Source organism: Deinococcus sp. AB2017081 (genome assembly GCF_034440735.1).
GTDB classification, from domain to species: domain Bacteria; phylum Deinococcota; class Deinococci; order Deinococcales; family Deinococcaceae; genus Deinococcus; species Deinococcus rufus.
On record NZ_CP140098.1, the window covers coordinates 1,901,984 to 1,924,852 of the forward strand.

General features: G+C 69.7%; 23 protein-coding genes. 12 read left to right on the forward strand and 11 right to left on the reverse strand.

Annotated elements, in window-relative coordinates; all coding sequences use genetic code 11:
• Positions 1 to 32 precede the first annotated feature (32 nt).
• On the reverse strand, positions 33 to 590 hold the full coding sequence (locus U2P90_RS09185; RefSeq protein WP_322471862.1) for a TetR/AcrR family transcriptional regulator: 558 nt from the start codon (positions 588 to 590) through the stop codon (positions 33 to 35).
• A 74-nt stretch (positions 591 to 664) separates the two neighbouring features.
• On the opposite strand from U2P90_RS09185, the gene U2P90_RS09190 reads away from it, so the two are divergent.
• The gene (locus tag U2P90_RS09190; protein WP_322471863.1) at positions 665 to 1,240 is read left to right on the forward strand and encodes a dihydrofolate reductase family protein; all 576 of its coding nucleotides are present in this window, start codon (positions 665 to 667) and stop codon (positions 1,238 to 1,240) included.
• A 54-nt stretch (positions 1,241 to 1,294) separates the two neighbouring features.
• Here U2P90_RS09190 and U2P90_RS09195 read toward each other — a convergent pair whose 3' ends face one another.
• Complete coding sequence (locus tag U2P90_RS09195) at positions 1,295 to 2,284, reverse strand: NADPH:quinone oxidoreductase family protein (RefSeq protein WP_322471864.1); 990 nt, start codon at positions 2,282 to 2,284, stop codon at positions 1,295 to 1,297.
• A gap of 147 nt (positions 2,285 to 2,431) precedes the next feature.
• Between U2P90_RS09195 and U2P90_RS09200 the strand changes: the two genes are divergently transcribed.
• The 4 genes from U2P90_RS09200 to tmk all read left to right on the forward strand — a co-directional run bounded on the left by U2P90_RS09200 (position 2,432) and on the right by tmk (position 7,523).
• Positions 2,432 to 4,510, forward strand: a complete 2,079-nt coding sequence (locus U2P90_RS09200; protein ID WP_322471865.1) for a 3-hydroxyacyl-CoA dehydrogenase NAD-binding domain-containing protein — start codon at positions 2,432 to 2,434, stop codon at positions 4,508 to 4,510.
• Positions 4,511 to 4,877: 367 nt separating this feature from the next.
• The gene (locus tag U2P90_RS09205; RefSeq protein ID WP_322471866.1) at positions 4,878 to 6,059 is read left to right on the forward strand and encodes an acetyl-CoA C-acyltransferase; all 1,182 of its coding nucleotides are present in this window, start codon (positions 4,878 to 4,880) and stop codon (positions 6,057 to 6,059) included.
• A 55-nt stretch (positions 6,060 to 6,114) separates the two neighbouring features.
• The gene (locus U2P90_RS09210) at positions 6,115 to 6,900 is read left to right on the forward strand and encodes a Nif3-like dinuclear metal center hexameric protein (RefSeq protein WP_295822637.1); all 786 of its coding nucleotides are present in this window, start codon (positions 6,115 to 6,117) and stop codon (positions 6,898 to 6,900) included.
• Entirely contained in the window at positions 6,897 to 7,523 is a 627-nt protein-coding gene (tmk, locus tag U2P90_RS09215; RefSeq protein WP_322471867.1) for a dTMP kinase, read from the forward strand. Before U2P90_RS09210 ends, tmk begins: the two co-directional genes overlap by 4 nt.
• Here tmk and U2P90_RS09220 read toward each other — a convergent pair.
• The 5 genes from U2P90_RS09220 to gnd form a co-directional block, all read right to left on the reverse strand.
• Positions 7,513 to 8,364 (reverse strand): glutaminyl-peptide cyclotransferase, encoded by an 852-nt coding sequence (locus tag U2P90_RS09220; RefSeq protein WP_380103431.1) that lies wholly within the window; start codon positions 8,362 to 8,364, stop codon positions 7,513 to 7,515. The genes tmk and U2P90_RS09220 overlap by 11 nt on opposite strands.
• Before the next feature lie 64 nt (positions 8,365 to 8,428).
• A complete protein-coding gene (gene queG, locus U2P90_RS09225; RefSeq protein WP_322471868.1) occupies positions 8,429 to 9,526 on the reverse strand; it encodes a tRNA epoxyqueuosine(34) reductase QueG in 1,098 nt (365 codons plus the stop codon).
• Between the two features lie 80 nt (positions 9,527 to 9,606).
• On the reverse strand, positions 9,607 to 10,551 hold the full coding sequence (locus U2P90_RS09230; RefSeq protein ID WP_295823584.1) for a glucose-6-phosphate dehydrogenase assembly protein OpcA: 945 nt from the start codon (positions 10,549 to 10,551) through the stop codon (positions 9,607 to 9,609).
• Positions 10,552 to 10,597: 46 nt separating this feature from the next.
• Positions 10,598 to 12,349: a glucose-6-phosphate dehydrogenase gene (zwf, locus tag U2P90_RS09235; RefSeq protein ID WP_322471869.1), complete on the reverse strand. Its 1,752-nt coding sequence runs from the start codon at positions 12,347 to 12,349 to the stop codon at positions 10,598 to 10,600.
• A complete protein-coding gene (gene gnd / locus U2P90_RS09240; RefSeq protein ID WP_322474685.1) occupies positions 12,346 to 13,473 on the reverse strand; it encodes a phosphogluconate dehydrogenase (NAD(+)-dependent, decarboxylating) in 1,128 nt (375 codons plus the stop codon). The genes zwf and gnd overlap by 4 nt, the downstream gene beginning before the upstream one ends.
• A gap of 118 nt (positions 13,474 to 13,591) precedes the next feature.
• Between gnd and mqnC the strand changes: the two genes are divergently transcribed.
• From mqnC to U2P90_RS09260, 4 genes are all read left to right on the forward strand, one after another.
• Positions 13,592 to 14,773 carry a cyclic dehypoxanthinyl futalosine synthase gene (gene mqnC, locus U2P90_RS09245; RefSeq protein WP_322471870.1) on the forward strand — a complete coding sequence of 394 codons (1,182 nt, stop codon included), beginning with the start codon at positions 13,592 to 13,594 and terminating at the stop codon, positions 14,771 to 14,773.
• Positions 14,751 to 15,161: a hypothetical protein gene (locus tag U2P90_RS09250; protein WP_322471871.1), complete on the forward strand. Its 411-nt coding sequence runs from the start codon at positions 14,751 to 14,753 to the stop codon at positions 15,159 to 15,161. Before mqnC ends, U2P90_RS09250 begins: the two co-directional genes overlap by 23 nt.
• A gap of 76 nt (positions 15,162 to 15,237) precedes the next feature.
• Positions 15,238 to 16,200, forward strand: coding sequence for a cysteine synthase A (cysK, locus tag U2P90_RS09255; protein WP_322471872.1), 963 nt, complete (start codon positions 15,238 to 15,240; stop codon positions 16,198 to 16,200).
• A 42-nt stretch (positions 16,201 to 16,242) separates the two neighbouring features.
• Positions 16,243 to 16,914 carry an aquaporin gene (locus tag U2P90_RS09260; protein WP_322471873.1) on the forward strand — a complete coding sequence of 224 codons (672 nt, stop codon included), beginning with the start codon at positions 16,243 to 16,245 and terminating at the stop codon, positions 16,912 to 16,914.
• Positions 16,915 to 16,975: 61 nt separating this feature from the next.
• Here U2P90_RS09260 and U2P90_RS09265 read toward each other — a convergent pair whose 3' ends face one another.
• Complete coding sequence (locus U2P90_RS09265; RefSeq protein ID WP_322471874.1) at positions 16,976 to 17,728, reverse strand: DUF937 domain-containing protein; 753 nt, start codon at positions 17,726 to 17,728, stop codon at positions 16,976 to 16,978.
• A gap of 125 nt (positions 17,729 to 17,853) precedes the next feature.
• Between U2P90_RS09265 and U2P90_RS09270 the strand changes: the two genes are divergently transcribed.
• Positions 17,854 to 18,483, forward strand: a complete 630-nt coding sequence (locus U2P90_RS09270) for a DNA-3-methyladenine glycosylase (protein ID WP_322471875.1) — start codon at positions 17,854 to 17,856, stop codon at positions 18,481 to 18,483.
• Positions 18,484 to 18,527: 44 nt separating this feature from the next.
• Here U2P90_RS09270 and U2P90_RS09275 read toward each other — a convergent pair whose 3' ends face one another.
• Entirely contained in the window at positions 18,528 to 19,187 is a 660-nt protein-coding gene (locus tag U2P90_RS09275) for a hypothetical protein (protein ID WP_322471876.1), read from the reverse strand.
• Positions 19,188 to 19,497: 310 nt separating this feature from the next.
• Between U2P90_RS09275 and U2P90_RS09280 the strand changes: the two genes are divergently transcribed.
• A complete protein-coding gene (locus U2P90_RS09280) occupies positions 19,498 to 19,911 on the forward strand; it encodes a hotdog fold thioesterase (protein ID WP_322471877.1) in 414 nt (137 codons plus the stop codon).
• 204 nt (positions 19,912 to 20,115) lie between these two features.
• On the forward strand, positions 20,116 to 20,736 hold the full coding sequence (locus tag U2P90_RS09285; protein WP_322471878.1) for a DNA-3-methyladenine glycosylase: 621 nt from the start codon (positions 20,116 to 20,118) through the stop codon (positions 20,734 to 20,736).
• Between the two features lie 10 nt (positions 20,737 to 20,746).
• Here U2P90_RS09285 and U2P90_RS09290 read toward each other — a convergent pair whose 3' ends face one another.
• Together U2P90_RS09290 and meaB are read right to left on the reverse strand one after the other, a co-directional pair.
• Positions 20,747 to 21,895 (reverse strand): hypothetical protein, encoded by a 1,149-nt coding sequence (locus U2P90_RS09290; protein WP_322471879.1) that lies wholly within the window; start codon positions 21,893 to 21,895, stop codon positions 20,747 to 20,749.
• Positions 21,892 to 22,866 (reverse strand): methylmalonyl Co-A mutase-associated GTPase MeaB, encoded by a 975-nt coding sequence (gene meaB / locus U2P90_RS09295; RefSeq protein WP_322471880.1) that lies wholly within the window; start codon positions 22,864 to 22,866, stop codon positions 21,892 to 21,894. The genes U2P90_RS09290 and meaB overlap by 4 nt, the downstream gene beginning before the upstream one ends.
• Positions 22,867 to 22,869: the final 3 nt, after the last annotated feature.

The following is a 22,869-nucleotide window of genomic DNA, read 5'->3' on the forward strand; positions in this document are numbered from 1 at the left end:
GACTGGAGCGGTCACGGCCATGAGCAGCGTGGTCAGGTCGGGGGCAGCAGTCGCCGCACGAGCAGCTCCACCATCTCTGCGGTGTCGTGGCGGCCGTTGATGGACACGGTGAGCAGGTCGAGCAGCAGTCCGTCGACGGCGTAGTGCAGGAGCGCCACCTCGCGCGCTCCACCCGGGAGCCCTGCCTGCGAGTGGAAAGTCACGTCCTGCGCGTAGCTGCGCTCCAGAGTGGAGGTCAGGGCACGGGCGAGTTCCGGGTGCCGGGCCGCCTCCAGCCGCAGTTCGAACAGCGCCAGCGTCAGATCCGGCTGCTCGGTGGTGCGCCGAACGATGGCGTGGATGTACGCGGCAGCCGGTGCGGTGCCGGGTGGCGGCACCTCCGCCGGGGCCGGAGCCAGCCGCTCGAAGATCCGGTGGCCCAGCCCCGCGAGCAGCGCGGTCCGGGTGGAGAAGTAGTTGACGGTGGTGCCCAGCGGCACGCCCGCCTCGCGGTCGGTGGCGCGGTGGGTCAGGTGGCGGGCACCGTGGGCGGCCAGCACGCGCAGCCCGGCGTCGGTCAGCGTCTCGCGGCGGGTGGGATTGGACGGCACGGTGTGAGTGTAGCAGTGACCACGACAGCTGTTGTACTCTGGTACGACACCTGTTGTGGTCAAGGAGGACACCCATGCGCCGACTCGTGTACTACATCGCCAGCAGCGTGGACGGCTTCATCGCCGACTCGGAGGGCAAAACCGACGCCTTTGCGCAATCACCGGAGTACCTCGCCGAACTCGCCGACCGCTTCCCCGATACCTTTCCTGCCCATGTCCGCACGCCCCTGGGCATCGGCGGCCCGAACCGCCAGTTCGACACCGTGCTAATGGGCCGCCATACCTACGAACCGGCCCTCCAGTCCGGCATCACCAGTCCGTATCCCCATCTGGAGCAGTACGTCTTCAGCCGTCGCCTCGCGCCGACGGCAGAGCAGAACCTCCACATCGTCGCTGACGATCCTGTGGCCACCGTGCGCGGCCTCAAGGCGCGGCCCGGCCCCCTGGATCTGTGGCTGTGTGGCGGCGGTCACCTGGCGGCCCAACTGCTGCCAGAGCTGGACGAACTGATCGTGAAGCTCAATCCGGTCGTGCTGGGATCGGGCATCCCCCTGTTCTCGGGCGTGGCGTCCGTGCCCCTGACGCTCGTGGAACAGCAGGCCCTCCACGGCGGCGTGGCGCTCCTGCGGTACCTCCGGGCACAGCACTGACACGGGACAGGCGGCATCGGGCACCGTGCGCCTGACACCGCCTGTCGGCCACGCTTAGCGCTGGGGTTCGATGATCACCTTGCCCGTGGTCTTGCGGTTCAGGATGTCCTGGAAGGCGCGCGCACTGTCGGCCAGCGCATAGGTCGGCCCGACCTGCGGCGTGACCTGCCCGCTGCCCACCAGCTGCGAGAGGATCTGCGCGGCCTCGGCGGTCGCCGCCCGGTCGGACATCAGGCTGGTCAGCCACAGGCCGGTCACGCTCAGGTTGCGCTTCATCAGTTCCACGGGGCGCAGGTTCGCCTGTTCGCGGCTGGCGTTCCCGATCACGATAATCCGCCCCTGGCCCGCCGCCATGTCCAGGCTCTCCTGGAAGCGCTTGCCCCCCACGACTTCCAGGATCAGCGGCACGCCCTGTCCGCCCGCCGCGTCGCGCACCTTCTGCACCCGCTCCTCGTCGTCCTGCAGGAGTGTGACGTCGGCGCCCAGGTCACGGGCGATGCTCAGCTTCTCCTCTGTACTCGCCATGGCGATGACCTTCATATCCAGAGCCTTCGCAAGCTGGATGCTCGCGGTGCCCAGCGCCCCGGCCGCCGCCTGCACCAGAACCCACTCGCCCGCCACGCCGCGCCCCAGGGTCTTCAGGCCGTGGTATGCCGTGAAGTACGACACCGGGAAGGCCGCCGCCTGCGCGCCCGACAGGCTCTGCGGCACCGGGATCAGCCCGGCGGCGTTCACGACCGAGTACCGGGCGAGCGCGCCGCTGCCGCCCAGCGCGGCAACTCGCTGTCCGACCTGTACCCCCGTCACGCCGTCGCCCAGCGACTCGACGATGCCGGCAAACTCCATGCCGGGCGTATAGGGCACCTTGGTGCGGGTCAGGTACTCGCCGGCCACCGCCAGCACATCGGCGAAGTTGATGCCCACGGCCTCGACCTCGATCCTGACCTCGCCGGGGCCGGGAGTGGGCACGGGCACGTCACGGAGTTCCATCACGTCGGGCGGGCCGAGCCGCTCCACCACCATCGCCTTCATCGTGTCGGTCATACCGGTCAGCATACCTGCCAGTTCCCGCGAAGTGAACGTCCGCGTACACCTTGAACGCTGACGTGTTTGACCGGGTTCAGAAATCGTGGAAAGCTGTGGGCCGCCACCGCAATCCAGTTCCCGCCACCCGCCGAAGGAGGCCCACACATGAGCATCGTCGACCAGACCCGCCAGGATGATGTCCTCGTCCTGACCATCAACAACCCGCCCGTCAACGCCTTCTCGCCCGGCGTACCCGAGGGCCTGAAAGCGGGCCTGGACGCCGCCGCGGCCGACGACACTGTCCGGGCCGTGGTCATCATCGGCGGGGGGCGCACCTTCGTCGCCGGGGCGGACATCAGGACCTTCAACCTGCCCCGCGAGCAGTCGCCGGATCTGCGCGGCACCATCCAGAAGCTCGACGGATTTGCCAAGCCCACCGTGGCCGCGATTCACGGCACCGCGCTCGGCGGCGGCCTGGAACTCGCGATGGGTTGCACGTACCGCGTGGCCGTCAAGGACGCCCAGGTCGGCCTGCCCGAGGTGAAACTCGGCGTCCTGCCCGGTGCCGGCGGCACGCAGCGGCTGCCCCGCGTGGTCGGCGCGCAGAAGGCGCTGGAGATGATGCTCTCCGGCAATCCGATCCGGGCCACCGAGGCGCATCAACTCGGCCTGATCGACCGGATCGTCGACGGTGACCTGCTCGCCGGGGCTGTCGAGTTCGCGCGTGAGATGGCCGACGCCCGGCCCCTGCCGCGCATCAGCGACCGCCCCGTGGAGGGCGCGAGTCCCGAGGTCTTCGCTGCGGCCCGCGAGGGCATCAAGAAGAGCCACCGCGGCCAGCTCTCACCGTCGCTGATCATCGACCTCGCGGAGATGGCCGCCACCGTCCCCTTCCAGCAGGGCTGGGACGCCGAGGCCGGGAAGTTCATGGAGGCCAAGGACTCCCCGCAGTCGCGCGGCCTGCGCCACATCTTCTTCGCGGAGCGCGAGAGCGCCAGGATTCCCGGAATCACGAAGGACACGCCCACCACCGAGATCAAGTCGGCCGGGATCATCGGGGCGGGCACCATGGGTGGCGGCATCGCCATGAACTTCCTGAACGCGGGCATCCCCGTGACCATCGTGGAAACCGCACAGGACGCCCTCGACCGCGGCCTGGCCGTGATCCGTCGCAATTACGAGAACACCGCGAAGAAGGGCCGCATGACCATGGACGACGTTGAGACGCGCATGGGCCTGCTCACGCCCACCGTCGACATGACCGCCCTGAAGGACGCCGACATCATCATCGAGGCCGTCTACGAGAACATGGACGTGAAGAAGGACATCTTCACGAAACTGGACGCCATCGCCAAGCCCGGCGCGATCCTGGCGAGCAACACCAGCACCCTCGACGTGAACGAGATCGCCAGCGTCACGACGCGCCCCGAGAGTGTGATCGGCCTGCATTTCTTCAGTCCCGCGAACGTCATGAAGCTGCTGGAGATCGTGCGCGCCGACAAGACCAGCGACAGCGTCCTGGCGACCAGCATGGCCCTCGCCAAGAAGATCAGGAAGGTGGGCGTGGTCGTCGGCGTGTGCGACGGCTTCGTCGGCAACCGCATGGTGCACCGCTACGGCGACGAGGCGCGAAAGATCGTCGAGGAGGGCGCGCGGCCCGAGGACGTGGACGCCAGCATGAACGCCCTGGGCCTCCCCATGGGCCCCTTCCAGATGAGCGACATGGCGGGCTTGGACATCGGCTACGCTATTCGTCAGCACCAGGCGAAGGTGGCGGGCAAGCTCAAGCCGGACGGCTGGCTCGACCGCATCGTGGAGCGTGGGCGCAAGGGCCAGAAAACCCAGGCCGGCATCTACGACTACGATGAGACCCGCCGGCCAAAGCCCAATGCCGAGATGCAGCAGCTCATCGAGGACTACCGCGCCGAGAAGGGCATTACACCCCGCGAGATCACGCCCGAGGAGAGCACGAAGCGCCTCGCCTACTCGCTGGTGAACGAGGGCGCGAAGATCCTCGAAGAGGGCATCGCCCAGCGCGCCGGGGACATTGACGTGATCTACATCTACGGCTACGGCTTCCCCGCGTACCGCGGCGGCCCCATGCAGTACGCCAGCGAACAGGGCCTGAGCAGCGTCGTGGCCGACCTAGAGAAGTACGGCCAGACCCCCGCGCCGCTGCTGAAGCGGCTCGCTGACGAGGGCAAGACCTTCGCGGATTACGACGCGGAGAGGGGAAGGGGGTGAGCGGTCACCGCAGAACCGTTTTCACTATTCCTTCCAATTCTGCGAACCGCTCAAGGCAGTCGTCGGTAAGGTCTGGAATCACCTTCTCGAGTTCCGAGTGAAGTAGTCCCAGCCGGTATTTCTCGTAAACCGGCAATTTCCCCTCAGATTTGAAATACCTAGTTAGATAACCCGCAATATTCGCATCTAGAAGTACTAAGTCGATGTGTCTCACGCTGGATGGGCAAGGAGGGTAGCGCCCTAACGAGTGCCATCTACTCTGCAATTCTGACCAGCCCATCTCCTCAATTCCGTCCGACATGTCCGACATGCTAGTCCTCAGTCGGGAATTGCCCGATCACCATAAGCCAACGAAGGAGCCATCCATATGCCCGAAGCTGTCATCGTCTCCACCGCCCGCACCCCCATTGGCAAGGCCTACCGGGGCTTCCTGAACGACACGCACGGCTCTGATATCGGCGCGCACGCCGTCACGCACGCGGTACAGCGGGCGGGGGTCGATCCGTCCGAGATCGAGGACGTGATCATGGGGGCCGGCAACCCGGAAGGGGCCACCGGCAGTAACATCGCGCGGCAGATCGCGCTGCGGGCCGGGTTCCCGGTGAGCGTGTCGGGCGTGACCGTGAACCGCTTCTGCTCCAGCGGCCTGAACACCATCGCGCTGGCCGCCAACCACGTCATGGCGGGGCAGGGAGACATCTTCGTGGCGGGCGGCCTGGAGAGCATCTCCCTGACGCAGAACGACCATGCGAACAAGTACCGCCTGCGCGGCGAGTGGCTGATGGAGCACAAGCCCGACATCTACATGCCCATGCTCCAGACGGCGGAGGTCGTGGCGCAGCGGTACGGCGTGTCGCGTGAGGCCCAGGACGAGTACGCGCTGATGAGCCAGCAGCGGACGGCGGCGGCGCAGCAGGCCGGGAAGTTCGACGACGAGATCGTGCCCATGACGGCCACCATGAAGGTGCAGGACAAGGCGACGGGGGAGATCAGCGACCGCGAGGTCACGCTGAAGCTCGACGAGGGCAACCGCCCGGACACGACGCTGGATGGGTTGCAGAAGCTCAAGCCCGTCATCGAGGGCGGCGTGATCACCGCCGGGAACGCCTCGCAACTGTCCGACGGAGCGGCGGCCGTGGTCGTCATGAACGCCGACGTGGCGCGCGAACGCGGCCTGCAACCGCTGGGACTGTTCAAGGGCTTCGCGGTGGCGGGCCTGGAACCCGACGAGATGGGAATCGGCCCCGTGCTGGCCGTGCCGAAGCTCCTGAAGCGCCACGGCCTGAGCGTGGACGACATCGACCTGTGGGAACTCAACGAGGCCTTCGCCGTGCAGGCCCTGTACTGCCGGGACACGCTGGGCATCGACCCGGAGAAGTACAACGTGAACGGCGGGAGCATCAGCGTCGGACATCCCTACGGCATGAGCGGGGCGCGGCTGACCGGGCACATCCTGCTGGAAGGCAAACGCCGGGGCGCGAAGCACGTCGTCGTGACCATGTGCGTGGGCGGGGGCATGGGGGCGGCGGGACTGTTCGAGGTGCTGTAACCCAGGAGAGAAGCGGGAACTGTCCGACACGAGGGGCACGTCTACAATGCCCCTCATGTCGGACGTTTCCATGAACAGACCGGGCGAGGTGCGCCGCGATGACCTCGTGGCGTGGCTCAATGACTACCTGCAGGTCAGCACATTCAAGGATGTCAGCCTGAACGGCCTCCAGATCGAGGGCACGGACATCATCCGGCGGGTGGCGGCCAGCGTGGATACCAGCGTGAAGACGCTCCAGCACGCGGCGGACAGCGGCGCGGACATCCTGCTCGTGCACCACGGGCTGTTCTGGGGGAGGCCGTTGCCGATTACCGGGCCGCACTACCAGCGCGTGCGGACGGCGATCCAGGCTGACCTGAATCTGTACGCCTCGCACCTGCCGCTCGATGCCCACGCGGAGGTCGGGAACAACGCGATGATGGCCCGGGCCCTGAGCCTGACGGGCACCATGCCCTTCGCAGAGGTCGCGGGGAAGCAGATCGGCGTGGCCGGTGAACTGCCTTTCGAGCTGTCCCTGCAGGACTTCGCCGACCGCATCCAGAAACTCACGGGCGAGATCTGTCTGGTGCACAGCGGCGGCGGCCCCACCGTGCGGCGCGTGGGCATCTGCTCCGGCGAGGGCTCCGACCGGGTGGCCGAGGCGGCGGCCCTGGGCCTGGACACGCTGCTCACCGGTGAGCCGGCGCACAAGCACTTCAACGACGCCTTCGAGTACGGCATCAACGTGGTGTTCGCCGGGCATTACGAGACCGAGGTCTTCGGCGTGCGCGCCCTGGCGGCGAAGCTGGAAGACCACTTCGGCCTGCCGTGGCAGTTCCTGCACCACCCGACCGGTCTGTGACGGGGGTGTTCATCACCTTCGAGGGGCCGGAGGGCGCGGGCAAGAGCACGCAACTCGCGCGGCTGGTGCAGCGGCTCACCGCGGATGGGGTGGCGCACACGGTCACGCGCGAACCCGGCGGTACGGAACTGGGCACCCGTGTGCGGGACGTGCTGCTCGACCCGCAGCTCACCATCGACCCGCTCCCGGAGTTCCTGCTGTACTCCGCGAGCCGCGCACAGCTCGTGGCGAACGTCATCCGGCCGGCGCTGGGCAGGGGAGAGGTCGTGGTGTGCGACCGCTACGCGGATTCCAGCCTCGCGTACCAGGGGGCCGGGCGGGGCCTGGAGGCCGCGCTGCTGGACACCATCACGCGCGCCGCGACGGGCGGCCTGACCCCGGATCTGACCGTGCTGCTCGATCTCGACCCGGTGGTGGGCCTGGAGCGGGCGGCACGGCGTGGACAGCCCGACCGGCTGGAACAGGCGGATCTGATCTTCCACCGCCGCGTGCGGCAGGGTTTTCTGGAACTGGCCCACCGGACGCCGGGGCGGTTTCTCGTGCTGGACGCCACGCAGGATCAGGAAACCATCCACGCGGCCATCTGGGCGGCCGTGCACGCGCGGCTGGCGACTACCGCCTGACGCGCCCCTGCCCGGTCACGCCACTCTCGACCTTCACGCCGGGCACCTTGACCTCGAACATCGTGCCCCAGCGCTTGCCGGTGATCAGCAGGGTGCCGCGTTCGGGAACATAGGCGATGCCGTTGGGCACGTCGTCGAAGGTCAGCGGGCGGCCGCTCTGGATGGCCTGCATACTGGCCTGCCGGGTCAGATCGGACACGTCGATCCACGCCGTCACCTTCCCGGTCTGTGGGTCGATCCGGGCAATCCGGTCGCTGAGCCATATGTTGGCATAGACGCTGCCCTGTACGTATTCCAGCTCGTTCAGGTTCCTGAGGGGCTGTCCGTCGGCTGTGACCGCCAGCGACCGCGTGACCCGGAAGGTCTTGGGATCCCGCCACACCAGGGTGGCGCTGCCGCTGCTCATGATCAGCTGTTTGCCGTTGGTGGTCAGGCCCCAGCCCTCACCGGTGTAGCGGTACTGCCCGGTCTCCTTCAGGGTGGCCGCGTCGAAGGTGAAGGCCACGCCGTCCTGCCACGTCAGGTGATACGCCACGCCGGCGAGCACCGCGACCCCCTCCCCGAAGGCCGTGGCCAGCGGTGTCGGCACACTGCCCGTCACCCTGCCTGTCCTGAGCGTCACCCGCCGGACGCCGGATTCACCGACCTGGCCGGTGCTCTCGACATAGACCCCGTCGCCCACGTACTGGAGGCCCTGGGTGAAGGCGGCGCGGTCGTGCGGATAGCGGGCCACGACGGTGGGGGTGAGCACGGGCACGGACGCCGGGGGAGGTACCGTCTGGGCCACGGCGGCAGACGCCGCCAGCAGCGCGGTCAGGGCAGAGGCAGGATGGACGCGCACACCCTCATGGTAGAGGTCGCAGCGACCGGAGGTCTGACTCGTCTGCCCCGCGTGAAGGTCAGCTTCAGGACATGAGCGCCGCGTGGGCCGTGATCCGGACGGTCTCGTGAGGATCGGTGAGCAGCGGGGTCAGAGGCTCGTGTTCCTGCCAGCGGCCGAGCGCCCACGCGGCGGCCTCGCGCACCTCCCACGCGGGGTCGGTCGTGCCCGCCTGCAGCACAGGCCAGCCGGCAGGGTCGCGGGTGTTGCCCAGCACCGTCAGGGCATTGCGGGCCATACCCTTGCGGCGCGGGCGCAGGAAGGCGGTGCCGGCAAAATCCCGCTCGAACGCCCGTTCACTCACGCCGAAGAAGCGCGAGAGGTCGGGGAACGCGAGCTCCGGATCGGGCCGCAGCAGCCGGGCGAGCGGTCCGGCGTGCGTGCTCCACGGGCAGACCTCGCTGCACACGTCGCAGCCGAACAGCCACTCGCCCATGCCGGGGCGCAGCCCGTGGGGCACCGGGCCCCGGTGCTCGATGGTCAGGTACGACACGCACCGCCGGGCATCAATGGCCCGGTCGTCCCCGATGGCATTCGTGGGACACGCCGCGACGCAGCGGAAGCAGCGCCCACAGCGGTCGGGGTGTGGGGCGGCCTCGCCCTCGAAGGGCAGGTCGGTCAGCAGCACTGCCAGCGTGACGAAGGCCCCGAGGCGCGTGCTGACCGTCATGCCCGACTTTCCGCGCCAGCCCAGGAAGCCTCCAGCCGCATACAGGCGCTCCATGACCGGGCCGTGATCCACGTATCCGCGTGCCCGGACGCCCAGCGCGGCCGCCTCCGTTTCCAGGCGCGTCAGGAGGGGCTGGAGCTGGTCGTGGTAGTCGGAGGTCCAGGCATAGCGGGCCACGCGACCGACCCGGATGCCGCCCAGCGGCTTCGGCGGCTCCGGGAAGGCGTGCGACACGCCCAGCACGAGCACGCTGCCCACGCCCTCCAGCCGGGTGGAGGGATCACGGCGGGCCGGGAACTGCCGCACCAGGTAGTCCATCCCGGCGTGACGGCCGGCCTCCAGCCAGCGGGCGTAGTCCTCCACGGCCGGCGCAGGCACCGCCGCCGGAGCCCACCCGACCGCGTCCGCCCCCAGGTTCTGGGCGAGGTCGGCCAGCGTCTCACGGGCATCCACGCACCGGAGTATGGCGGCAAGACGAATGGAGGATGGTGGCCGGGGCCGTTCCATCCTCCATCACCCATCCTCCAGCTTCTCTACAGGCTGGCCTTGGCGAGCGTCCACGCGTGTTCGAAGCTCTCGCCGCGTTCCGGGCGGGCCATCACGCGGCCCAGGCCCTCGGCCAGGGTCATGGAGGGCACGTTCACCTCGGTGGTGCGGCTCACGCCCTCCCACACGGCCTCGCAAGTGGCAGTGTCGCCGCCCTGCGCAGACAGGGTGAAGCGCACACCGTCACCCGAGAGCTCCATGCCGCACAGATCGCCGTTCTCGCGGCCGCAGCGGGCAGACTTGAAGGTCACATGGCGCAGATCCGGCCACTTCAGGGTGTCGGCCACGAAGCCTGCGAACAGGCGGGCCGGCAGGTCCTTGCGGCCCGAGTACCGCACGGTCAGGTGCGTGATGCGCGGGAGCTGCCGCGCGGCGTCGGGCGAATCGAACACCTGTGCCAGCGCCTCGCGCCACGGAGCGCTGCGGCTCCAGCCCAGGTCGGCCAGCGCATAGTGCCGCGCCGGGGGGATGTCCAGCGTCAGCGAGTCGCAGATGATCTGGTCGGCCACGTCGGTCAGCTCGTGCATCAGGACGCCGCCGGGGCGGGTGTCGGCGCCCCACCACACGTGGTTCACGGTCGCCGGGCGCAGCAGCGGCAGGATGGCGCCCTGGAGCTGCTGCGAGTTGGCGTCCAGGGTCAGGCGTTCCACGTACAGCCCGCCCGCCTGCGGCACCAGACTGGCATGCACCTTCAGGTCGTCGCTGCCGTCCATCACGCCGATGATCTGCCGGCCCGCGAAGCGCCCCTCCAGTCCGGCGAGCGCTTCCTCGACCCGCTTCACGTGGGCGTGGACGGTCAGGGCCACGATGTTCCCGGTGTACGCCCGCGTCTCCACGGCCGTCTGGGCCCACAGTTCGTCCAGCGTCGCCTGCGCCTTGCGGACACTGGTGTCCACCGGCCCCAGGCGTTTCAGGTCAGCAGCGTACGTCATGACGTGCTCCTGGCGGTGGGCGCGTGGCCCGCTGCACGCACCGCAGTCACAGCCGTCTCCAGCGCCGATCCGGGCCGATGAGCTCGTCGGCGGCCTCGGGGCCCCACGTGCCGGAGGTGTAGTTCGGGAACTCGGGCGCGTTCACGCCGTCCCAGGCCTCCAGGATGCCGCTCACGAGCTGCCACGCGTGGTCGACCTCGTCCTCGCGGGGGAACAGGGTCGCGTCGCCCAGCATGGCGTCGAGCAGCAGGCGCGAGTACGGGCTTTCGAGCTGCGCCCCGAAGGCGTCGTAGCGGAAGTCCATGACGACCTCGCGCAGCACCATCTCCTGCCCCGGGGTCTTGGAGCTGAACTTCAGGCTCACGCCCTCGTCCGGCTGGATGCGGAACGCGAGCACGTTGCGCTCCAGGCCGCCGGGGAAGATGCCCAGCGGCGGGCGCTTGAACACCACAGCGATCTCCGTGACCTTCTTGGGCAGCCGCTTGCCGGTGCGCAGGAAGAAGGGCACGCCCTGCCAGCGCCAGTTGTCGACTTCCAGCTTGACGGCCACGTAGGTCGGCGTGGGACTGTTCGGCTTGACGTTGGGTTCCTGCCGGTAGCCCGGCACCTTCTCGCCGTCCATGGTGCCGGGGCCGTACTGGCCGCGCACGGCGACCGACTTCACCCGCCCGCGCGGGATCTCCTTGACCGCCCGCAGCACCTTGACCTTCTCGTCGCGGATCGCGTCGGCGTCGAAGGCTGCCGGGGCCTCCATGGCGGTCAGGGCGAAGAGCTGCATCAGGTGGTTCTGCAGCATGTCGCGCACCACCCCGGCCTCCTCGTAGTACCCGGCGCGGCCTTCCAGGCCCAGATCCTCCGACGCGGTGATCTGCACGTGATCCACGTAGCCCCGGTTCCACAGCGGCTCGAAGATGGCGTTGCCAAACCGGATCGCCATGAGGTTCTGCACCGTCTCCTTACCCAGGTAGTGGTCGATGCGGTACACCTGCGACTCATCCCAGACGGTATGGATGGCGTCGTTCAACGCGCGGGCCGACGCGAGATCCCGCCCGAAGGGCTTCTCGATCACGAGCCGCCGCCAGCCCTCGGACTCGTCGGCCAGTCCCAGGCGGCCCAGGCCGCTCGAGATCGGCTCGAACAGGCTGGGGGGCGTGGACAGGTAGAACAGGGCGTTCTTGCGTCCGCCGTGCGCCTCCTCGGCGCGGTCGAGTTCCCGGCCGACCAGGTCGTACACCTCGTCCCCGGAGAAATCCCCGTACTCGTAGTACAGCAGCTCGCGGAACTTCTCCAGGTTGCCCGGCAGGATGGCGTCGGTCTCCTTGCTCTCCTTCAGGGCGGTCAGGGCGTAGTCCTTGAATTCCTCGTCGGTCATGGCCTGGCGGCCCACGCCGACGATGTTGAAGGCACTCCCCAGCAGCCCGTCCTGCCACAGCCCGAACACGGCCGGCAGCAGCTTGCGCCGCGCCAGATCGCCGGTCGCGCCGAAGATCACGAGCGTGGCGGGCTCCGGCGCACGGTTGCGGCGCATGTGCGCCCGGAAGGGGTTGTGGCCGTCGCCACCGGGCACGGCCGGCGGCACGCGCTTGCGGGACTTGCGGGTGCCCGCGCCCGGCTGGGCCACGCCGACGTCCTGGGCGGCCTCCTTCTGATCCACGGCGGCGCGCACGGAGCGTGCGCTGGCGGGTTTCTCGGTGCCCGCCGTCTTCCTGGCAGGAGTCGTGGCTGCAGGAGCGGCCTTCTTCGTACTGGGTGTGGCCGCCCCACGCTTCGCCGCACCGGATGTCGCCTTCTTCGTCATTCGGAGTCCTGTGTGCGCTGGTTGCCGGTCTCACCGAGCTGTTCGGCCTGGGAGCCGGTGCCGCCGGACGTGGCCGCCGGGATGTTCTCCGGCGCGGCCACCTTGGGGTGATCTCCGGCCTTGACCTCGGGCACCATGCCCTCCTGCTTGGGCGATTCCAGCGTCTTGACGGCGTGACCGCCGAAGGCCCGGCGCATCGCCGAGAGCATCTGCCCGGCGTAGCTGACCTCCTGCTGGCTGCGGAAACGCATCTGGGTCGCCAGCGTGATCACCGGCGTGGGCACGCCCAGCTCGATCGAGTCGATGATCGTCCAGCGGCCCTCGCCACTGTCGGCCACGTAGTCCGACAGGGCATCGAAGTCGGCAGAGTTCTTCAGGGCCTCGGCGGTCAGGTCGAGCAGCCACGAGCGCACGACCGAGCCGTGCCGCCACAGCTCCGCGATCTGCGCCATGTCCAGATCGAAGTCACGGTGGGCCTTCATCAGCTCGAAGCCCTCGGCGTAGGACTGCATCATGCCGTACTCGATGCCGTTGTGAACCATCTTGACGTAGTGGCCGCTGCCCGACGGCCCCATGCGGCCCCAGCCCCGGTCGGCGGCGGGGGCCAGCGTCTCGAACACCGGGCGCAGGCGCTCCACGGCTTCCTCGGGTCCGCCGATCATCATGGCGTAGCCCTCGGCCAGGCCCCACACGCCGCCGGACGTCCCGACGTCCACGAAGTGCAGACCCTGGGCCGCCAGCGCCTCGCCCCGGCGCTGCGTGTCGTGGAAATTGCTGTTCCCGCCGTCGATGATGATGTCGCCAGGACTCAGCCGGGCGGCGAGGTCGTCGATCACGGCCTGGGTGATCTTGCCGGCGGGCACCATGACCCACACGGCGCGGTGGCCGGGCTCCCCCAGCGCGGCGATGAACTCGTCCATGCTGCGGGCGCCCTGGGCCCCGTGCGCCTCGATGTTCCTCAGGGCGTCCTCGCTGCGGTCGTAGCCGACCACGTGATGGTTGCCCTGCTGCAGCCGCAGCACCATATTCCCGCCCATCTTGCCCAGGCCGATCATGCCGATCTTCATGTCCTCTCCTCCTGGCGTTCGGTACCGCTTCCAGCAGTCACCCGCCCTCGTCGGCATGATACGCGCGGTCACCGATACCGCCACGGCAACGCAGCTGAAGGAATCGTAAGGATGGCGGTTCAGGGACGTGTCCAACAGGACCAATGCAGGTGTAGGCAGGTGCTACCGTGATCCCATGAGCGTCCCCGCCCCTGCCCTGAATGCCGGCCCGCTCGACCGGGCCGCGACCGGTGCGCGGCTGAGCCCCGGTGAGATCGAGGCCCTGTACACCCTGCCCCTCCCGGACGTCGCGTCGGTCGCCACCGCCCTGCGGGCGGAGCGCCGCGACCCGGACGTCGTGACCTTCCTGATCGACCGCAACATCAACTACACCAACGTCTGCAACGTCGGCTGCAACTTCTGTGCGTTCTACCGCACGAAGCGCCAGAAGGACATTTACACGCTGGACTACGAGCAGATCAGTGCCAAGATCCGTGAACTCGAGGCCGTGAACGGCACGCGCATCCTGCTGCAGGGCGGCGTGAACCCGGAGCTGGGCCTGGAGTACTACACGGGTCTGCTGCGGCACGTCAAGGCGAACCACCCCACCATCCGGATCGACGCCTTTTCCCCGGAAGAGGTGCTGTTCATGGAGAAGACCTTCGGACTGACCCTGGACGCCCTGCTCGATACCCTGATCGAGGCCGGTCTGGACGGACTGCCCGGCGCGGGGGGCGAGATCCTGGAAGACGACGTCCGGGCCAAGGCGGCTCCAGCCCGCATCCGCAGCGACGACTGGTTCCGGATCATCGACGCCGCTCAGCGCAAGGGGCTGTACACGATCGCCACGATGGTCATCGGCTTCGGGGAGACGTATGCCCAGCGGGCCGCGCATCTCGTCAAGATCCGCGACCAGCAGGATCGGGCGAACCGCGAGTACGGCGGCAACGGCTTCTCCGGCTTCGCCATGTGGACGCTCCAGACCGAGCACACCCGTCTGCACGGCAAGGCGCCTGGCGCGACCGCGCACGAGTACCTGCAGCAGCTCGCCATCGCCCGGATCGCGCTCGACAACATCGCCAACATCCAGGCATCGTGGCCGGCGCAGGGATTCAAGGTCGCGCAGGCCGCGCTGTACTACGGCGCGAACGACCTGGGAAGCACCATGCTGGAGGAAAACGTCGTCTCGGCGGCCGGGGGGCACGGGCGGCACCACGCCACCGTGCGCGAACTGATCCGCATCGCCGTGGACGCCGGGTTCCGGCCCGCCATCCGCAACAGCCGCTTCGAGATCATCGACTGGCCTGATGCCAGCGCGGCCCTTCGCCAGAGTGACTCGAACCCGGAGCGTGAGCGTGCCGTCGGTGCTTCCGGATAAGGGCCTGGACAGCGGCGCGTCGCGGACGACCATGCTGGCCCTGGCGTACATCCTGTGCGAACGCCGCCCCCGTGATCCTGCGGGCGAGTGGGAGGCCGAGGCCCGCTTCCTGCTGCCCACGCCCACGGCCTTTGCCGAGGGACTGGAGGCCGCCGGCCTGGCGGACCGGGGCCATCCCACGGATCTTGGCGTGCAGGTCAGTACCGACATCCTGTTCGAGGACGGCGATATCACCGGGCAGACCATCGTGCACCCGCCCGAGATCCCGGCGCTGCTGCCCCACGTGGACGACGCCACGCAGCTGCGCCTGCAGGCGTGGCACGCCTTCGCCGTGGCCCTGGAGGCCAGCGGTCAGGACGCCCGACTGGTGATCTGGTTCATCCGCTGAGCCAGGCCGCGCGGCTCCTACCGCGACCCCTATCCAGCGCCACAGTCTGCCGCGCGGGGCCGCCTATGCTGGGCGGATGATCTCGTCCCTGATCGGCCACACGCCCCTCGTGCAGCTCATGCGCGTCACCGAACCCGGCATGGCCGACGTCTTCGTGAAACTGGAGGGCCAGAACCCCGGTGGGAGCATCAAAGACCGCACTGCGCTGGGCCTGATCGAGGACGCCGAGCGCCGGGGCGTGCTGAAGCCGGGCGGCACCATCGTGGAACCCACCAGCGGCAACACCGGCATCGGGCTGGCTCAGGTCGCGGCGGCCAAGGGCTACCGGCTGATCCTGTGCATGCCCGCCAGCATGAGCGAGGAGCGCAAGCGCACCCTGGTCGCCTACGGCGCAGAACTGGTGCTGACCGACCCCGGGCGCCGGATGCTCGCGGCCATCGAGGAGGCCGAGAAGATCGCGCAGGAACGTGGCGCGGTCATGATGGGCCAGTTCACGAATCCCGCCAACCCGGCGGTGCACGAGGCCACGACCGGCCCCGAACTGTGGGAGCAGATGGACGGCCGCATCGATGCCTTCGTGTACGGCAGCGGCACGGGCGGCACGATCAGCGGGGTGGGGCGCTACCTCAAGCGCATGAACCCGCAGGTGCAGGTCATCGCCTGCGAACCGGCCCGCAGCAACGTGCTGACCGGCGGCGAGATGGGCACGCACGGCTTCCAGGGCATGGGGCCGGGCTTCATCCCCGCGAACCTCGACCGCTCGGTCATCGACGACGTGATCGACGTGTGGGAGGAAGACGCCTACCCGCTGGCCCGCCGCCTCGCACAGGAGGAGGGGATCTTCGTCGGCATGAGCAGCGGGGCCATGGCGTGGGCCGCGCTGGAGGTCGCCCGCCGCCTGGGCAGCGGCAAGCGCGTGGCGACCATCGCCTGCGACACGGGGGCGCGCTACCTGACCACGACCCTGTTCTCGGACGAGCCGGCCACGCCTGCCGGCTACCGCCCATACTCCCGCGAGAAGCTGGTGTCTACTCCCTGATCGGTGCGTCGGCTCCGGTGTGACAAAGATTACACTCGGAGCATGGAACCCAGAACCTTACTGGCCGAGGCCATCGGCACCTTTGCCCTGCTGTTCGCCGGCATGCTCGCCATCACGAACGACGCCTCGCTGCTGGGGATCGCCTTCGCGCACGGGCTGGCCATCGCGGTCATGGCCATGGCGCTGGGCACCGTCAGTGGCGGCCAGTTCAACCCGGCCGTGAGCATCGGCCTGAGCCTGACCGGGCATCAGGACTGGCGCACGACCGCCGCGTACATCCCCGCGCAGCTGGTCGGCGCGGTGCTGGGGGCGGCGGCGGCACTGGTGGTTGCCGGACAGGGTGCGCTGAGTACGGTCGGCTACGCCAATCCGGCGCTGGCCAGTGGCGTCGGGGCCGGAGCCGGGCTGCTGGCCGAGATCATCGCCACCGCGTTTCTGGTGCTGGTCGTGGTCAAGGTGGCGATCTACCAGCGCAGCGTCCTGGGCGGCCTCGTCGTGGGCCTGACCGTGGTGGTCGGTGTGCTCGCCGTCGGCCCCGAGACGGGCGCTGCGCTGAACCCCGCCCGCGCCCTGGGATCCGCTGTGGTCTCCGGACAGTGGGCGAACCACTGGATCTATTGGGTCGGGCCGGTGCTGGGCGCGGGGCTGGGGGCCTTCATCGCCACGTACACCGAGAACGTGCGGCCCCGCCCGGCACCCAGACTGCCGAATTGAACCGGCAACAGAGACGACAGGAGGCGGCCCAGTCCGGGCCGCCTCCTTCGTCCTGCCGCGCTCAGCCGCGCCGTGCGCCGCCGAACATGCCGATCAGGTCGTCGAGCGCGTTGCCGTTCCCGTTGCTGTCCAGCGCCGAGTTCAGCGTGCCCATCAGGCCGCCCAGGTCGCCGCCGGCGCTGCCACCCTGCGATGGGAAACCGGGGATGACCTGTCCGCCGCCCAGGACGCTGCCCTGGGGCTGCTGGTACGGCGCCTGCTGGTACTGGGCCTGGGGCTGCTGCCCGCCGCCGAGCAGGCCGCCCAGCACCGATCCCAGGCCTCCGGCCGCCGCGCCGCCGCCGAGGACGCTGCCCAGGATGCTCCCCAGGTCGCCCATGCCGCCGCCCATGCTGCCGGCCGCCCCCCCCTGGCCCTGCTTCTGACGGCTCAGGTACGCCATGACCAGCGGGGCCAGCATGCTCAGCACCTGAATGGCGAGCTGCGGGCTGATCCCGGCACGCTGGCTCACGGCGTTCGCGGCGGCGGACTGCTGGCCGCCGAACACGTGCCCCAGGATCTTCTGGCCGTCCTGCATGTCCGGAGCCTGTCCCTGCCCGAAGGCGTCGATGGCGCTCCCGTCATGCTGGTTCACGGCGTTCGCCAGGGCGTCCAGGCCGCCGGGCTGCGTGGCGTTGCGGGTCATGGCCCCCAGCAGCAGCGGCAGGGCCGCCTCCAGCGCCGATGCCGTCTGGGTCGGGGTCGTGCCGAGCTGCTGTCCCACGGTCTGCTGCGTCTGTCCCATTCCGCCGAGCATGTTGAAGATGTCCATCATGGCTGCTGCCTCCTGTGGTGATGTGCCGCCCAGCGTACCCTGTTCCGGGGGTACCTCCAGCCGGAACACGCCCGGCCGGGGGTGAGCCCCCGGGCCGAGGATCCGGCGGTGCGCTACCCTGACGCATGCCGGACACGCGTTCCCTGCGGCCTGCGCACTTTGCCGGTGATCCGGTGCACACCGCGCGCGGCCTGCTGGGGAGCACCCTCGTCCGGGTCACGACCTCCGGTGCCCGGCTGACCGGGCGGATCGTGGAGGTCGAGGCCTACGACTGCCCGCGCGACCCCGCCTGCACCGCCGGGCGCTTCCACGCGGCCCGCAGCGCAGACATGGCCGTGCCCCCTGGCCGGTGGCTGTTCTGGATGGCCCACGGCCACCCGCTGCTCCAGGTGTCGTGCCGCCCGGCGGGTGTGGCCGCCAGTGTGCTGCTCCGCGCCATCGAGCCGCTGGAGGGCGTGGGCCACATGCTCACGCACCGTCCGGTCACGCGAGAACGCGACCTGACCAACGGCCCGGCCAAACTGGTCTCCGCCCTGGGCCTCGATCCGGCCGCCGTGACCGGCACGTCCGTGGACAGCCCCGCGCTGCACGTGCTGCCGCCTCCGGAGCCGCTTCCGGACGGGCTGGTGGCGGTGACCGCGCGGATCGGGATCAGGGAGGGCCGGCACCTGCCGTGGCGGTTCACGCTGCGCGGCAGTCCGTGGATCTCACCCGCCCAGCCCAGCCTGGATCTGCTGGAGCTGGCGGAAGAGTAGAACGGTGCCGGCCCACGGGGGCCGGCACCGTCAGGAACCTTGGGTTACTTGAAGTTGCTCAGGGTGACGCTGGAGTCGCCCAGCGTGAAGGTCAGGTTGCAGCCGGCCAGACCGTCGTTGTCGGCACTGATCTTCGCGCTGACACTGACGTCGTTCTTGCCGCCGCTGGTCAGGATGCTCAGGGCTTTGGGGACGTTCACGTCGCCCTTCCCGACCGAGGCGCTGTTCGCCGCGAGCGAGTACGTGCCGGTGCCGACGCCCCCGCCGGTGCGGGTGGCGACCACGTTCACGTTGGGCGTGGCCGACAGGGTGGCCGCGCCGGCCTTGTCACCGGAGTTCCACACGGAGATGGCCAGCGTGTCCAGGGTCAGCGTGAACGACTCGGGCATGACGCACGCGCCGGCAACCATCACGGACTTCAGGCTAGCCTTGATCTCGGCGGCGTAGGGACGGATGCCCAGGGGAATCTCGGACAGGTCGAGGTCGTCGAAGGAGCCGGCGGGCACGGTGGCGCTGGTGTCGTACTGCACGGAGGTGCCCACGCGCTGCACAACCAGCGGGCTGGTGCTGGTGAGGGTCGCGCCGTTCAGGTTCGCGGGATTGCTGAGCGTCTGGGGTGGGATCGCCGCGCCGACGATGCTGCCGCATCCGGCCAGCAGGGGAAGGGTGAGGGCCAGCAGGGTCGCGGGAAGAACATGGTTCATGGGTGCACCTCGGAGGGTCTGGACAGTGGCTCGCGTCGCCCCGATGACCGGGTGGGGCGGCGGTCGTCGCCGGCAGTGGAACGCGGCAGAGCGGTCGCGCCAGGGTCTGACCTGGATGTGCCGAGTGTCGCCGTCCTGGCCTCACCGGACGCTTACGAAACGCAGGTCGCGTGTGAACTTCGGCACATCGGTCATCCGTGGCATCCCATGATACTCAGCAGCGCGGCCCTGCCGTGCCGCGACGTGGAGTCGTCTGTGACCTGCACCCATGCGGCCGTCTCGCTGACTCCACTCCCTGGAGGAACCGCCCATGACGAACCGCGCTGACAGCCTCTCGTCCGAACACACCCTGCTCGCCCACCTGGGCATCGAGATCGTGGAGGCGAGCGGCACCCGCGTGGTCGCCACCATGCCCGTCGACGCGCGCACGCACCAGCCCATGGGCCTGCTGCACGGCGGGGCCAGCGTCGCCCTGGCCGAGTCGGTCGCCAGCATCGGCGCGTACCTGTCCGTGGCCGACCAGGGCCTGACCGCCGTGGGCCTGGAGATCAACGCCAACCACCTACGCGGCGTGCGCGCCGGCACCGTGACCGCCACCGCCACGCCCATCCACCAGGGTCGCACCACGCAGGTGTGGCAGATCGATATCGCCGATGAACAGGGCCGCGCCGTGTGCACGTCGCGCTGCACGCTGGCGATCATCCCCATGCCCGCCGGGTCGTAACAGCGGTGTTCAGTTCCGCCCAGGGGGCTGAGGAGATGCCCCAGGGCTCCGCTTCCAACCGCTGTCCTGTCACGGACTCGCTCTGCTCTGTAGCTCTGCGACTTCACTCGTTTCAGGGGCATGGACGGGTGCCCTCGATGGCTCTGACCTCTGCTGTAAGGCTTCACGCGGTCACGTGCCGGGGCCGCCCATAGCGTAGGCCGCATGCACCTTGGCCACGACCGCGCCCTGCCGCCCGCGTCCTTCGCCGGCGACCCGGTGCGGGTGGCCCGCGACCTGCTGGGGGCCGTGCTCGTGCGCGTGCTCGCGGATGGCGACGTGCTCGCCGCGCGCATCGTCGAGACCGAGGGCTACGACTGCCCGCGCGACCCGAGCTGCCATGTCATCGCCCGCCTGCCCGGCGCGGCCGCCATGATGGCCGGCCCGCCGGGCCGCGTGTACTACCACGTCGCGTACGACCAGCCGCTCCTGAACGTCATCTGCCGCCCCGAGGGGGTGCAGGCGTCCATCCTGATCCGCGCCGCCGAACCCTTGCAGGGCGAAGCCAGGATGCGCGAGCGCCGGAGCGTGAAACGCCGCGTGGAGCTCAGCAACGGCCCCGCCAAGCTCGTCACCGCCCTGCACCTGGGCCCCGAGTTCCGCGGCGCGCCCATTGACGGCCCCGCGTTCTACATCGTGCCCGGCGACCCCGTGCCGGACGACGGGGTGACCACCACCGCCCGCGTGGGCCTGAAGCGCGGGGCGGAGCTGCCGTGGCGGTTCCTGATCACCGGCAACCCGTGGGTGTCGGCGGGGAAGCCCTCGGTCACGCCGGCCGGGGAGTGAGGGTGGGCCGTCAATCTCCCGGCCGTCCGGCTGTGGAGTCGCCCGGCACCTCGTTCCGCGCCAGCTCGTCCATGCTGGCGATCATCCTCTGACGGCCCCGGATGTCGTTCCAACCCCATTCCTCACCGCCCACGAACATGCCACCCAGGCGCAGGAAGACCAGCGTCTGCAGGGGCATGCCGCACTCGGAGGCGGCCTGCATCTTGTGATGACCGTCCAGCAGGTGATGCATGTCCAGATGGATTCCGCCCAGCGGCGGGGTCTGGACGGGGATGCCCATGCCGTTCTGCGTGTGGGTGGTCAGCAGGGTGACCGCCGTGGGCCTTCCCCCGGCCCGCAACACCTGCCGGTAGTGCTCCAGCCGCGCCGGATTCAGGCGTGAGGCCGCCTGCGTGGGAAGGATCACGGTTCGGTCGAGCCACCTGAAGACGACGCCGCCGCTGCCCGGCCAACTCGTCTCCCGGCTGGAACCGGCGTAGTACGGTTCCGTCGAGTGCACGCCCGGTCTTAGTCCACATACGGTGACGAGTTCATGCGAGAGGTAATCGCCGGGGTCACCGGAGCTCACCGGTCGAGGCCGGAGGTATGTCAGGCTCACCAGATACCGGCCGGGCGGCAGCAGGGCACCCAGGTGCGTGATCACCTGAGGATCCATGCCGTCCAGACCGGCGTTCAGCGCGGCCTCGACCTCCTGGATGACCGGCAGCGGGGGCTGCATGCGGCCCGGCAGCACCCCGAACAGCGCCGGCATCGTGGATGACCAGCCATGGGCGTGCGTGACGACCACACCATGCAGGGCCAGTTGCCCGTGGGGAAGCCACCGCACGGGTCTGGCCGCCTCGTCGCCCTCCACGGTCAGGTGCGCGAACGACACCCCGCCCACATGCCCCTGCACCCATTCCGGCGGGATGAAGGTCACCTGATCCGCCCCGTCGGTGAGCAGCGGCGGCGTCGTGACGGTGCCGCCCGGTGCGGTCAGGATGGGAGCCGCGTTCGTCCACCGACGGTGGGTCATCCACGCTTCACGCTCGACCAGGAATTCCGCCCGAGCCCGCTCGGCGTGGAGGGCCATGTGCTGCGCGTGCTGGGTCGCCTTGCGGTCGGCCTCCAGCGCCTGGTTGATCGACTCCAGCACCCGCTCCAGATACCGGCGGATCATCGTCCACCTGCCCGGTCGTCCAGCAGCGCCGCCACTCCCTGCACGGCGGTGAGCCTCCCCGCCTCCACGTCGGCCCGGAGTGACTTGAGCCGAGCCGTGTCCAGTCCCGTCCGGAAGGCCCGCCACGCGGCCTCGCGCAGCAGGTCGTCGAACCAGCGCGCGGCCTGGGCGCGGCGTTTCGCGGGCACGTCGGTGTCGTGGGCGCAGCGCTGCACGGCGGCCCACACGTCGTCCAGCCCCTCGCCCGTCTGTGCGGAGGCGCGCAGGGCCACGGGCCGCCACGGGGCGTCGTGCGGGGTGAGCAGCGTCAGGGCCGTGCGGAGTTCCGTCTGGGCGCGGATCGCTGCGGCGGGCGCGGTGTCGGCCTTGTTCACCACGCACACGTCGGCGAGCTCCATGATCCCGCGCTTGATGCCCTGGAGTTCGTCGCCGGCGTTCGGGAGGGTCAGCAGCACGAACACGTCGGTCATGGCGGCCACCTGCGTCTCGGACTGGCCCACGCCCACGGTCTCCACGAGCAGCACGTCGTACCCGGCCGCCTCGCACAGCAGCAGGGTCTCGCGGGTGCGCCGCGCCACGCCGCCCAGCGTGCCGCCGCTGGGGCTGGGCCGGATGAACGCCCGCTCGTGCACCGTCAGGCGCGGCATGCGCGTCTTGTCGCCCATGATCGACCCGCCCGTGCGCGCCGACGTGGGATCGACCGCCAGCACCGCCACCCGCCCCCCCGCGTCGGCCAGCCGCACGCCCAGCGCCTCGACGAACGTGCTCTTGCCCACCCCCGGCACGCCGGTCAGGCCCACCCGGACAGACTGCCCGGTGTGGGGCAGCACCTCGGCCAGCAGGGCCTGGGCCTCCAACTCGTGTTCGGGGCGGGTGGATTCCACCAGCGTGATCGCCCGCGCCAGCGCCCGCCGGTTTCCCGCGAGCAGGGGAGCCGTCAGCGGGTGCGGCACGGAACTGGCCTCCTGCATGGC

Bases quoted from the DNA above. Each gene is read 5' to 3' on its own strand.
- U2P90_RS09190 (WP_322471863.1), top strand. From the start codon at position 665: ATGCGCCGACTCGTGTACTACATCGCCAGCAGCGTGGACGGCTTCATC.
- U2P90_RS09210 (WP_295822637.1), top strand. From the start codon at position 6,115: ATGTCGGACGTTTCCATGAACAGACCGGGCGAGGTGCGCCGCGATGAC.
- U2P90_RS09285 (WP_322471878.1), top strand. From the start codon at position 20,116: ATGCACCTTGGCCACGACCGCGCCCTGCCGCCCGCGTCCTTCGCCGGC.
- U2P90_RS09265 (WP_322471874.1), bottom strand. From the start codon at position 17,728: ATGATGGACATCTTCAACATGCTCGGCGGAATGGGACAGACGCAGCAG.
- U2P90_RS09260 (WP_322471873.1), top strand. From the start codon at position 16,243: ATGGAACCCAGAACCTTACTGGCCGAGGCCATCGGCACCTTTGCCCTG.
- cysK (WP_322471872.1), top strand. From the start codon at position 15,238: ATGATCTCGTCCCTGATCGGCCACACGCCCCTCGTGCAGCTCATGCGC.
- U2P90_RS09195 (WP_322471864.1), bottom strand. From the start codon at position 2,284: ATGACCGACACGATGAAGGCGATGGTGGTGGAGCGGCTCGGCCCGCCC.
- U2P90_RS09200 (WP_322471865.1), top strand. From the start codon at position 2,432: ATGAGCATCGTCGACCAGACCCGCCAGGATGATGTCCTCGTCCTGACC.
- zwf (WP_322471869.1), bottom strand. From the start codon at position 12,349: ATGACGAAGAAGGCGACATCCGGTGCGGCGAAGCGTGGGGCGGCCACA.
- mqnC (WP_322471870.1), top strand. From the start codon at position 13,592: ATGAGCGTCCCCGCCCCTGCCCTGAATGCCGGCCCGCTCGACCGGGCC.
- U2P90_RS09280 (WP_322471877.1), top strand. From the start codon at position 19,498: ATGACGAACCGCGCTGACAGCCTCTCGTCCGAACACACCCTGCTCGCC.
- U2P90_RS09275 (WP_322471876.1), bottom strand. From the start codon at position 19,187: ATGAACCATGTTCTTCCCGCGACCCTGCTGGCCCTCACCCTTCCCCTG.
- U2P90_RS09290 (WP_322471879.1), bottom strand. From the start codon at position 21,895: ATGATCCGCCGGTATCTGGAGCGGGTGCTGGAGTCGATCAACCAGGCG.
- meaB (WP_322471880.1), bottom strand. From the start codon at position 22,866: ATGCAGGAGGCCAGTTCCGTGCCGCACCCGCTGACGGCTCCCCTGCTC.
- U2P90_RS09270 (WP_322471875.1), top strand. From the start codon at position 17,854: ATGCCGGACACGCGTTCCCTGCGGCCTGCGCACTTTGCCGGTGATCCG.
- U2P90_RS09205 (WP_322471866.1), top strand. From the start codon at position 4,878: ATGCCCGAAGCTGTCATCGTCTCCACCGCCCGCACCCCCATTGGCAAG.
- gnd (WP_322474685.1), bottom strand. From the start codon at position 13,473: ATGCCGACGAGGGCGGGTGACTGCTGGAAGCGGTACCGAACGCCAGGA.
- U2P90_RS09230 (WP_295823584.1), bottom strand. From the start codon at position 10,551: ATGACGTACGCTGCTGACCTGAAACGCCTGGGGCCGGTGGACACCAGT.